The organism is Pontibacter rugosus (genome assembly GCF_042678745.1).
Taxonomy (GTDB): Bacteria; Bacteroidota; Bacteroidia; order Cytophagales; family Hymenobacteraceae; genus Pontibacter; species Pontibacter rugosus.
This window is the reverse complement of the sequence record NZ_JBHTLD010000166.1, coordinates 1-11,767: the sequence shown is the minus strand read 5'-3', so window position 1 is coordinate 11,767 and position 11,767 is coordinate 1. Positions and strand designations below refer to the sequence as shown.

At 47.7% G+C, this 11,767-nt stretch carries 5 protein-coding genes; 3 read left to right on the top strand and 2 right to left on the bottom strand.

Going from position 1 to position 11,767, the window contains the following annotated elements:
- The first annotated feature begins 201 nt into the window (after positions 1-201).
- The 3 genes from ACFQ2O_RS15895 to ACFQ2O_RS15885 all read left to right on the top strand — a co-directional run bounded on the left by ACFQ2O_RS15895 (position 202) and on the right by ACFQ2O_RS15885 (position 8,804).
- Positions 202-7,248: an Ig-like domain-containing protein gene (locus tag ACFQ2O_RS15895; protein ID WP_377529829.1), complete on the top strand. Its 7,047-nt coding sequence runs from the start codon at positions 202-204 to the stop codon at positions 7,246-7,248.
- An 8-nt stretch (positions 7,249-7,256) separates the two neighbouring features.
- The gene (locus ACFQ2O_RS15890) at positions 7,257-8,282 is read left to right on the top strand and encodes a PorP/SprF family type IX secretion system membrane protein (protein WP_377529827.1); all 1,026 of its coding nucleotides are present in this window, start codon (positions 7,257-7,259) and stop codon (positions 8,280-8,282) included.
- Positions 8,283-8,411: 129 nt separating this feature from the next.
- Positions 8,412-8,804, top strand: coding sequence for a transmembrane 220 family protein (locus ACFQ2O_RS15885; RefSeq protein ID WP_377529825.1), 393 nt, complete (start codon positions 8,412-8,414; stop codon positions 8,802-8,804).
- A 237-nt stretch (positions 8,805-9,041) separates the two neighbouring features.
- Here the strand turns inward: ACFQ2O_RS15885 and ACFQ2O_RS15880 are convergent, their stop codons facing one another.
- Together ACFQ2O_RS15880 and ACFQ2O_RS15875 are read right to left on the bottom strand one after the other, a co-directional pair.
- Positions 9,042-9,251: a heavy-metal-associated domain-containing protein gene (locus ACFQ2O_RS15880; RefSeq protein WP_377529822.1), complete on the bottom strand. Its 210-nt coding sequence runs from the start codon at positions 9,249-9,251 to the stop codon at positions 9,042-9,044.
- 37 nt (positions 9,252-9,288) lie between these two features.
- The gene (locus ACFQ2O_RS15875) at positions 9,289-11,523 is read right to left on the bottom strand and encodes a heavy metal translocating P-type ATPase (protein WP_377529819.1); all 2,235 of its coding nucleotides are present in this window, start codon (positions 11,521-11,523) and stop codon (positions 9,289-9,291) included.
- Positions 11,524-11,767 lie beyond the last annotated feature (244 nt).

Below are 11,767 nucleotides of genomic sequence, written 5' to 3'. Positions count from 1 at the left end.
TCTCTTTTCATTTCACAAAGCAGCGGCGGCAGCTGGTATTCTAACACAAACACTAATTTTTGACAACTGAATGCTTGTACTTGGTTTGTTATTACTCAACCCCTCTACAGCATTCAAAGATCATACTTTGCTACTGGATGAGTTATGCATTCAGATTTTAAACTAAAACAGAACTATACAGAATATCTACTTCTAAAGGACATGCGATTACTTGCCAAAGGTTTGCCTTTGTTGCTCATTTTGCAACTTTGGAGCACACTCTCAAATTATACCTTTGCCCAAAACACAGGAAGCTGCCATGTAGATGCCAGCATTGCTCATATCAACTATAACAAGAACTTCACCTACTGTAATTACAACAATAGCGGGAGCCTTGTTTCTGTTAGGTTTGACTTTGAAAACACCTCTACAACCAAAGCCACTAACACCAGTTACCGCATTGACTGGGGCGACGGAAAGAGTGACACCTATGGTAAAGAGTTTGAAAAGGTAAGCCACATTTACGCTACAAACACAGCACGCTCATACGAGATGGTACTGACAGTTACAGGCGAGAACGGCTGTGAGAAAGTTGAGCGTCAAAAGGTTTTCATAGGCAGTAACCCCAACGTGTTGGTGGATGTGGGAGGCAACTCCTTTTCATGTGCTCCAGCTACTTACGACATTAAAGTTAGCCGCTTTGAAGATAACCCTCCAAACACGATCTATACCTTCACTATTAATGACGGTACTGCCACCTTTACGCGCACGCACCAGGAGTTGCTAGCCAACCCGATTGTAAAACATACCTTTACAGAAGCTTCGCCATCGGGTGGTTTCTCTGTAACCTGTAGAGCATCAAATGACTGTTCTTTTTCAGAGAACTCCTGGAGAGGCATTAGAGTAACAGAAGGCCCGAAGGCAGCAATTGGCGTTAGTAAAACCAGCAGCTGCGTGAACCAGAAAATCGTTCTTAAAGATAAAACCACAGATGGTTACGATGGCTATGGCGGCACAATGCCTCACGTAGCAGAATGGGACATCATACCTGCTACTGGCTGGAACATTCAGTACGGCCAGGGTGAAGTAAGTATCGTGTTTTCTCAGCCCGGTGTTTATACAGTAAAGCTTACAGCGTCGCCGGAAGACCCGAATACCACTTGCCGTGGCAGCTCTGCAGATAAAGTATTCACTATTCTGGCGCCTCCGGTTGCTGATTTCTCGATTTCTCCAGAGCCTGCAACTGGTTGTATAAGCAATACAGTTAATATTACCAACACTACAATAGGTGAAAGCCTTAGTTATAATTGGGTTGTAACGAATGCACAGGGCCAGCCTGTAAGTAACTGGGGAACAATTGTAGGCGGTGCTACGGCAAAAGAGCCACAATTCGGGTTCACCAAACCTGGTGAATACCTGATTTCCCTGACAGCCAGCAACGGTTGCTCACCAAGTATAAAGAAGTTACCTGTCACCATCAAAGGTACTCCTATTGTTACCTTACCAGCAGCACAAGTATATTGTGATGCACAAGTAGTAGACTTCAGCGCTGCAAACCACAAACCTGTATACGATGCTAACTTCGGCACCATTACCGGTTATAAGTGGGAGGTAAAAATAGTGTCAGGTCAGGGAGACTTTGCCTTTGATAAAGGCACAAGCAGCAGCTCTCAGTACCCTTCCATCCACTTGAAGAAACCTGCTGTTTATGAAGTATCGGCTTATGCTATAAATGAATGTGGGGAAACATCTGCTCCGGCAAAGCAAACCATCACTATCAATGCTCTACCAGAGCTTACAGCAAGTTCTCCTAAAGCAGCTATCTGTATAGGCGAAAGCACTACTATTAATGTTGTGGGTGCAGATAATTATACCTGGGCTCCTGCAGAAGGACTTAGCACCACTACCGGCAGCACCGTTACGGTAAATCCAAAATTTACAACTACTTATACTGTTACTGGCAAGAACAACACAACCGGATGTAGCAACATGACTACCTTTACAGTAGTTGTAAACCCACTGCCAGAGGTAAAAGTAACTTCTGATGCAGCAAGTATATGCTTCGGCCAGGGCAGCGCTACCTTAATGGCATCAGGTGCAGATACCTATACATGGTTTCCTGCTGAAGGCTTAAGTGCCACAAGCGGAGCAGCTGTAGGAGCCACACCTGCTAAAACAACAACTTATACGGTAACAGGCACCAATACAGAAACCGGTTGCAGTAGCACAGCTACTGTTACAGTAGTAGTAAACCCGCTACCAGCTGTTAGCGCCGGAGAGGATCTGACGCTTTGTAATACTCCTGTTCCAACAAAACTAAAGGCTAGTCCGGCTGGTGGTGTATGGAGTGGAGCCCATGTTACGACAGATGGTACTTTCACGCCTCCTACTGAACTTGGGCAATATGAGTTGATTTATACTTATACGGATGCTTTGGGATGCACAGTCTCTGATATTTTAGTCATCAATGTAACAGAGACACCTGTTGCCAACGCAGGTGAAGACAGAGCCGTTTGCCTTAACAGTGCCGCTTTCCAGTTAGCAGCCCTTCCTGCGGGTGGCACATGGTCTGGCTCGGCCCTGGTATCAGCAGACGGAGCATTTACACCATCTGCAATAGGTACACATACCTTAATTTATACTTACGGTACAGGCAGTTGCCAAACCTCTGACGAGGTAAAGATAACAGTGAATGCGTTGCCATCGGCACCCAGAGCAAACGGTGTAACCATCTGCCCTGGCACCACGGCAACTTTATCTGTCATAAGCCCGCAGGGTAGCATTGGCTGGTATACAGCTGCTACTGGCGGTCAACTTCTAAGCGAAGAAGCTGAGTTTACCACTACTGCCCTTACAGCTACAACTTCTTATTATGTGCAAAGCACTGTTGACGGTGGTTGCACCAGCACGCGCCGTGCCGTTAAAGTAACGGTGCGCCCTGCTACGCCAGCCCCAGTAGTAACTCCTGTTATACTTTGCGGGCCGCGCAATAAAGCTACACTAACAGCGCAAGGCAATGCGGCACAGTACGAGTGGTATACTTCTGAGTCAGAGGTCACTCCTGTCGCCACTGGTAAAACTTTTGAGACCGAGGCATTGGATGCGACCAGAACTTACTATGTAGAGGCTATTACGGATGGTTGCATAAGCCCTCGTGTTGCCGTAACCGTAACAGTAAACCCGCTGATCAGCCAGAATAGCATAACACCGGTTGCTACCATCTGCTCCGGACAAACGCCAGATCAGCTGATAGGTTCTAAGCCAGAAGGAGGCGACGGAAACTATACGTATACCTGGGAAAGCAGCACGGAAGACGCAGAAACAGGCTTTACTGTCATTACAGGGGCCACAGCAGAAAACTTTAGACCGGGCGCACTAAGCACTACAACCTGGTACCGCCGCACGGTAAAGTCTGCTATTTGTACTGATGTCTCTGCACCACTGCAAGTAACTGTAACCCCTGTTATCAGCAACAATACCATTAAAGGTGATGCGGAAATCTGCGAAGGCTCTGCACCAAGCGCTTTAACTGGTTCTGAACCTGAAGGCGGCAACGACAGCTATACCTATGCTTGGGAAAGCAGCTTAACAGGAGATCCTGCAGATTTCAGAGCGGCAGCTGGTAAGAACGATGAGCAGCATTATACTTCAGTAAACCTGAATCAAACCACCTGGTTCCGACGCAAGGTTACTTCCGGCTCTTGCCAAGAGGACGTGAGCGCACTGGTAAAAATCACAGTATATAAGCCAATCTCTAGTAATACGATCTCTGAAGAGCAAACAGTTTGTGCTGGCGCTATACCTGCCGTGTTAACTGGTTCTCAACCAGAAGGGGGCAACAAAAACTACGTTTATACTTGGGAGATGAGTAGCGATGGCAGCAATTTCGAACCTGCTACGCTAGGCAGAAGCCTGCTGAACGGCATTAACTTCGCGCCTGCTGCACTTAGCAAACCGATGTGGTTCAGACGTGTAGTGAGTGGCGGCCCTTGCGAAGCGAGCAAGAGTAATGCTGTTTTAATCACAGTAAACCAGCCAATTACAAACTATAACATCACCAGCGATCAGGTAATCTGTAGCGGCGTTACGCCAGAGCCAATTCGTAGTTTAGAGACAGTAGGCGGAGGCGATGGAACTTATACTTACCGCTGGCTGGCTAGCACCACAGGTGCGAACGGAAATTTCGAAGCGGCAGAAGGCATAAATAACCTTGAGACCTATACTCCAGAAGCACTTACCAAGACGGTGTGGTATAAGCGCGAGGTTGCATCTGGTGGCTGTGTAAGCGTGTCTAACGTGATTGAGGTAACGGTAGTACAACTGCCTGCTGCCCCAACCGTGCAGCCAGTAACTATCTGCGAGAACACAACTGCTACATTGCTAGTGGAAGAGGCTGGCGATTTTGCCTGGTACACCCAAGCACAAGGCGGCACAGCTGTGTTCAGAGGCCGTAGCTTTACAACAGAGGCTCTGGAAGCGACTACAACTTTTTATGTGGAAAGCATCAACAGCAATGGTTGTGGTAGTCCTATGCGTGCGGCCGTCACGGTAACTGTTCAGAAAAATCTCAGCAACAACAGCCTGATTGCTCCGCAAGGTATTATCTGTGCCGGCCAGTCGCCAGCTATACTTACAGGTTCTGCTCCTGAAGGTGGAAGCGGATCATTTACCTATCGCTGGGAGAGTAAGGCAAAAGTCGCTGCTACTGATTTTCAGGTTATTAATGGAGCAACACAGGCTACATACCAGCCAGGCCCACTGTCTGAGACAACCTTGTTCAGAAGAGTGGCTATGTCAGGCCCTTGTGCTGAACTTACAAGCGAAGCTGTAGAGATAACCGTTGTACCTGTTATCAGCAATAACGTCATCAAAGCAGCTCAAACACTGTGTGAAGGCGATGTGCCGGCTACGCTGGAAGGTGGAGCACCAGCAGGTGGAGACGGTAACTATGCTATCGTGTGGGAAAGCAGAACAGAAGGAATGGCCTTCGCTCCTGCTCCGGGCAAGAATGATGCCCTAAACTATACAGCCCCAGCTGGGCTTAGCAAAACCACCTGGTATCGCCGTGTGGTAAAATCAGGACCGTGTGCGCAGGACGTTAGCGCTGAGGTGAAAGTAACCGTGCAACCTGCTATCCAGCAGAACACCCTTACTTCTAAAGCTGCTACCATTTGTTCTGGCGAGGCTCCTGCTGTGTTTACAGCTACGCAGCCAACTGGTGGCGACAACACCTATAAGTATGTGTGGGAAATAAGCGTAGATGGCGGGCAGACTTTTTCCAACGCACCTGGCACTTATACCAACAGCAGCTATGCTTCGCCAGCACTTACGCAAAACACCTTGTTCCGCCGCAAGGTTACCTCTGATGCCTGCTCTAGCTTCTCAGATGTTGTATTGATCACGGTGAATGATCCGATCATTGAAAACAGCATCAAAGAAAGCCAGGTTATATGTGTAGACACAGCTCCTTCCACCATTACAGGTTCTGATCCGAAAGGCGGCACAGGAAGCTATACTTATGTATGGGAATACGCTACGGGTGGAGCCAACGGCACTTACAAAGCTGTTGCTCAGAGTGGAACAGGCAAAGATTTGAAACCTGGTGAGCTAGGCGTAACAACCTGGTACCGTCGCGTGGTAACGTCTGGTGCGTGTACTCATATTTCTAATGTGGTGGAGATCACAGTTAATCCTGCCATCCAGAAGAACACCATCATGGCACCCCAGACAATTTACTCTGGTCAGGTGCCGGCAGGTTTAACAGGTTCTACCCCTATCGGCGGGGACGAGAAGTATACCTACCTGTGGGAGTACAGCGAGGACGGAAAGAACTTTGCTCCTGCCGCAACACCAAACACAGGCAAGAACTACTCGCCTAAAGCCTTAACCAAGGACACATGGTTCCGCCGCGTGGTATATTCTGGAGGCTGTGAGAGTTTTTCGAATGTGGTGAAAATAACCGTTACGCCTGCTATTGGCAATAACAACATACAGGCAGACCAGATCATCTGCTTCGGCAACGTACCGGCTACTCTGGTTGGCTCTATACCAAAAGGTGGCGAAGGGGCTTATACGTACCTGTGGCAGCAAAGTACCTCCGGCCCTACCACAGGTTGGAGAACCGCAGATGGTAGCAAAAACAACGAAGCAAACTTTACACCGCAAGCGCTTACGCAGGATACCTGGTTCCGCCGCACCGTCATCTCCGACATCAATACAGATGAAAGTAATGTGGTGATGATACAGGTGAAGCCAGCCATGAGCAACAACAAGATCAGTACCAGCCAGACGATCTGCTATAACACAGCACCATCAGCGCTTACTGGCACACAGCCAAACGGCGGCAGCGGCAACTATACGTACCTGTGGGAAATGAGTACCAGCGGGCCAACTTCCGGCTGGACCATAGCCCCGGGAGATAACAACCGCAAAGATTATGTATCAAACCCACTGGTAAAAACCACCTGGTTCCGCCGTGTGGTGACGTCAGAATCATGTGACGGATTGGTGAGCGAACCAATTAAGGTTACAGTTACTCCACTACCTGAAATGCCTCTGGCACAAGGAGCAACTATCTGTGCCGGACAAAGCACCAAACTTACGGCAACAGGCAAAGGTGGTAGGCTGGAGTGGTTTGCAAGTGCAGCAGGTGGCACTCCTATAGCAGTAGGCAGCACGCTTACAACGCCAGTGCTGCAGCACACTACTACCTACTATGTGCAGGAGATGTCTCAGAGCTGCGCCAGCGAGCGACAGCCGGTTATAGTTAAAGTAGCGGAGCCGCAGGTAAGCGCAGGGCCGGATATCACTATTGTGAAGGGCAGAAGTGCTCAGTTAGCAGCTAGTGGTGGCGTATCCTACAAATGGACTCCGGCAGCAGGTATGGAAGATGCCACGATGCCAAATCCAACTGTGTCTCCTGAAGTGACGACAGTTTACACCGTGACGGCAGTAACTGAGGGTGGCTGTACCTTCAGTGACGAGGTTGTGGTAACGGTGCTTCCTTACGTGGATATTCCTAACACCTTTACGCCAAATTCAGATGGCATAAACGATACCTGGGAGATAGAGAACATAAGTAAGTACCAGAACTGTAAGGTGCAGGTGTTTAATCAGTGGGGTAACCTGGTGTTTACTTCGGATGGTTATAAGGCACCCTGGGATGGCCGACATAACGGCAGCCCTCTTCCGATGGCAACCTACTACTACATCATAAAATTAGATCAAAACGAAAAGCCTCTTACAGGCAGCATTACCATTGTTAAATAAGCTGTGCTATGAACAAACTTTTAGTAGCCATTGGATTGATCGTGTTAACTGCGGCAAGTAGTGCTTTTGCACAGCAGCGCCCGCAGTATACACAGTATACCCTCAACAATTACCTGATAAATCCAGCTATCTCAGGTATAGAAGATTACGCGGACCTCAAGCTGGGAACCAGGCATCAGTGGTCGGGCCTGGAGGGAGCACCGGAGTCTTATTATGCCACGCTTCACATGCCTATAAATAAAACGGCTAGTCCTGCTGTCCGAGGCAGCCAAAAGGGAAATGTGGCCAAGGAAGCAACTACAAAAAAAACGGTTTACCGCCGCGTACGCCCTCACCACGGCATAGGCTTAATGGCTATGTCTACTGAAACAGGTCCGCTAAAACGGGGCAGTATCTCGGCAAGCTATGCTTACCACCAGCCACTGACCCGCAAGTTAAGGATATCAGCGGGTATTGCTCCTGGTCTGATACAGTATAGCCTTGATCCGGGTTCGGTTAGATTAGGAAACAAGACAGTGGCCGACCCTGCCATTTATGACGGGCGTGTTAATGAGATGAAGTTCGATTTGAGTATGGGTCTGTGGCTCTACTCGCAGAACTTCTATGCAGGTGTGGCAGGTGCACAGTTAGTGCCAAGCAAAAGAAAATTTGTAGGAGATAACACACCTGATGATAAAGATGGCGCGTTGCAGCAGCATTATTTTTTAACCGGAGGGTATCGTCTCGACGTTTCGCCTTACCTGGCTCTGATTCCTTCGGTGATGGTAAAGTTAGCTCAGCCTAGCCCTGCCTCTATGGATGCTACGGTCAAAGCCTTGTATGCTAACAGGCTTTGGGCTGGTGTAACCTACCGACATAAAGAATCGGTGGCAGCCATGGCAGGAATCAACATAAATCCGCTGTTAGACCTTTCCTACTCTTACGATGCCAGTACCTCTCCTTTGGGGCAGGCCAGTGCTGGTAGCCATGAAGTAGTGCTGGGATTTAAGCTGCGCAACACACGCAAGGTAATATGCCCGGAATGGGCGTGGTAAAATAATTAATGGTTTAGTTTGAGAGTTAGAAAAGGGGTAGCTATTTTAGTTGCCCTTTTCTGCTATACAGGCCTCAAAAAGCAACTTTTTAATTTTATAGCAGTAGGGCTATATATAAACATTCAGCTTATGCTGTTCAGTAAATTACTCGCTTTTCTCTTCGGCTTGGCCTTCCTGTCCTTTGTTGTGCTCCAGTACAACGACCCTGACCCAGCCTTGTGGATGGCAGTATATGGAGTGGCGGCTATACTTTGCTTTATGACAGCAGTGGGCAAGTTACCACCTCGTATACGATGGTCAGCAGCCATGCTTTACACAGCAGGTGCTATACTTGCATGGCCAGAACGCTTTGAAGGCATTTATATTGGTGGGGGCGATATCAAGAACATTGAAGAGGCCCGGGAGGCGCTGGGGTTGCTTTTATGTGCTACTACATTCACCGGACTTTTCTTTCTGGAAAAATATCAGCAACGCCGCACGCTCCGTTTTCAACAGCTGCAAAAAGCAAGATGGGCCAACTGATCTCTCAGTAAGCCCATCGCCATATATTTATGGTACAATACAGGCTATAAAGCTCTATTGCAGTTTGCAGCCTGTTGAAAATTCATGTTATGCGCTGCAAAAGCCTGTAAAATGCTATATGCTCTTTTTGCCCCAACACGCTTTTTGAGGCTCTAAAACCGCTTTACCAGAATCCTCTCCATTAAGCTTTAGCTGCACTAGCCCACTTCAGCTATACTAACTGCCCTGCCTGCACCTTTAAATTTGCTCTGCTTTGAATCCAGCTTTTTCTACAGTGCTTTTTATAGCTTGCGCATCTGCTTCGCTTGCCTGCACCTCCAGTACTTTATCGGGGTTATCAGTGTCTACCTTCCACTCCTGCACTCCTTCTAATTTGTTAAGGTGAGGCGTTACAGCTTTCACACAGCTTCCGCAGTTAATATTGGTTTTGAATTTATAAGTCTCCATTATTTAAACAATTTATATTTAACATAAATTTTACACTTTAAAACAATTTTCCTCTGAGGCGCAAACTGTTCGTCACCACAGATACCGAACTTAATGCCATGGCAGCGCCTGCTACCATCGGGTTTAGCAGAAAGCCAGTGAACGGGAATAGAACACCAGCTGCTACAGGTATGCAGATAACGTTGTAGAAAAAAGCCCAGAAAAGGTTCTGACGTATAGTTTGCACCGTATACCGTGACAGTTTTACGGCATTGGCAACCTGTGTTATATCAGATCTCATCAACGTAATACCGGCCACATCCATAGCTACATCTGTGCCATGTCCCATGGCTATACTTACATCAGCTGTGGCCAGTGCCTGCGCATCGTTTATGCCATCGCCCACCATCGCTACCACTTTACCTGCTGCTTGCAGCTGCTTTACAAAGACTGCTTTATCGCTGGGCATCAGTTCTGCCTGGTAATGCGCCACCCCCACCTGGCGAGCCACAGCTGCCGCAGTCTGTTGGTTGTCTCCTGTCAGCATGTATACCTCAAGACCCGCAGCATGCATAGCTTTGATGCCATCTGCGGCGGCGGGTTTAACAGGATCACTTACTGCAAATACAGCCAAAGCTTGTACTGCATCTGCAAAGAAAATTACTGTCTTGGCTTCTTCCTGTAACTGCCGGGCTGCCTGCAACAGGTGTGCTGGTAAATTCACCCCTTGCTGATTTAACAGTTTTTCGTTGCCTGCATAATAACAGGTATCGTTGTAAGTTGCCTCAATACCGAGACCTGTCAGGCTGTTAAAGCTATTCGGCTGTACCACTTGCTGCCCCTGCTCTTTATAATAAGTATAGATGGCCTGTGCAATCGGGTGTTCCGACTGAGCTTCCATAGAGAAAAACAGCTTTTCTAGTTTATCCTGCTCTCCTGCATCATGTGCCCATACTACGTCTGTAACTGTTGGCTTGCCTAATGTGATGGTGCCTGTTTTATCAAGTATAACAACATTAACTTTATGTGCCTGCTCCAGGCTTTGAGCATCTTTGATCAAGATGCCGCTTTCAGCCCCACGCCCCACTCCCACCATAATAGCTGTTGGGGTAGCCAGTCCTAAGGCACAAGGGCAGGCAATTACAAGCACTGAAATAGTTGAAAGCAACGCTTCAGAAAGGTAAGCATCACCTCCAACAATCATCCAGACAGCAAACGTAAGTATAGCTATGCCTAATACGATCGGCACGAAGATGCCTGCTATTTCATCTACCAGCTTTTGTACCGGTGCTTTGCTTCCCTGTGCCTCCTGCACCATTTTGATAATATGAGCCAGCATGGTCTCACCACCGGTTTTCTGCGCTATTAGCTGCACACTTCCTTTTTGGTTGATGGTGCCGGCATATAGCTTATCCCCAGGTTGCTTCTGCACCGGCAGAGGCTCGCCGCTCAGCATACTCTCGTTTACGGATGTAGTACCGGTAGCTACTTCTCCGTCTACTGGCACCCGATCTCCGGGCAACAGCACCACGTAATCTCCCAGCTGCACTTCTTCTACGCTCATCACCAGTTCTGCCCCATTCCGAAGCACCCTTACGCTTTTCGGTTGCAGCCCCATCAGCTTTTTAATGGCAGAAGAGCTCCTGTCCTTAGCATTCTCTTCCAGGTACTTACCCAGAAGTATAAAAGCGATGATAACAGCTACGGCTTCATAATACACATGCGGCATTAATCCACGGCTCAGGAAAAACTGGGGATAAACAGTATTGAACAAACTGAAAGCAAAAGCTATACCTGTGCTTAGTGCAACCAGTGTATCCATGTTAGCCCTGAAATGCTTGGCTTGTGCCCATGCTCCCACAAAAAAGCGTTGCCCGGCCCACAGCAGCACTGGAGCTGTAAGTATAAGCATTGCCCAATTGCCCCATACGAAGACATCATGGAAGAACATGCCAAGTATGAACACAGGTAAGGCCAGTATGCCAGCCACAATTGTTTTGCGCTTAAGCTTCGCCAGGGTTTCTGCCTGCCGCTCCGCTAGTTCTTCCTCTGTCTGCTGTTCTATAAGAATATCAAAGCCGATCTCCTGTACTGTTTCCCGGAGCTGAGCCGGTGTTACTGCTTCAGGTTGATAGGCTACCTGAACCGTTTTACTGGCAAAATTAACATTCGCTTCGTGCACGCCTTCACGGGCACTTAGCATGCTTTGTATACTGTTGGCGCAGGAGGCACAGGTCATCCCTTCTACCGGGTAAGTAGCTTTTTCAAGCTTGAGGTCCTCTAACGTTGTCATTCTATTAGCTTTTTTAATGTAATACAAAGATACGGTAGCGGATAGCCCCCTGTATTACATAATTTTTCAAAAGTGTTACAAATTATATAACTCAATTAAGAACATTTTATAGACAGCAATTGTACTTATTTAATACAAATTAATATAGATAATGTTTTAATACATCAATTAAATATTGCCCTCATTAGCTGCATTTTAAGCATCAAATGAATTTTACCGAAGATTATCTGTGTTACAATCAGTT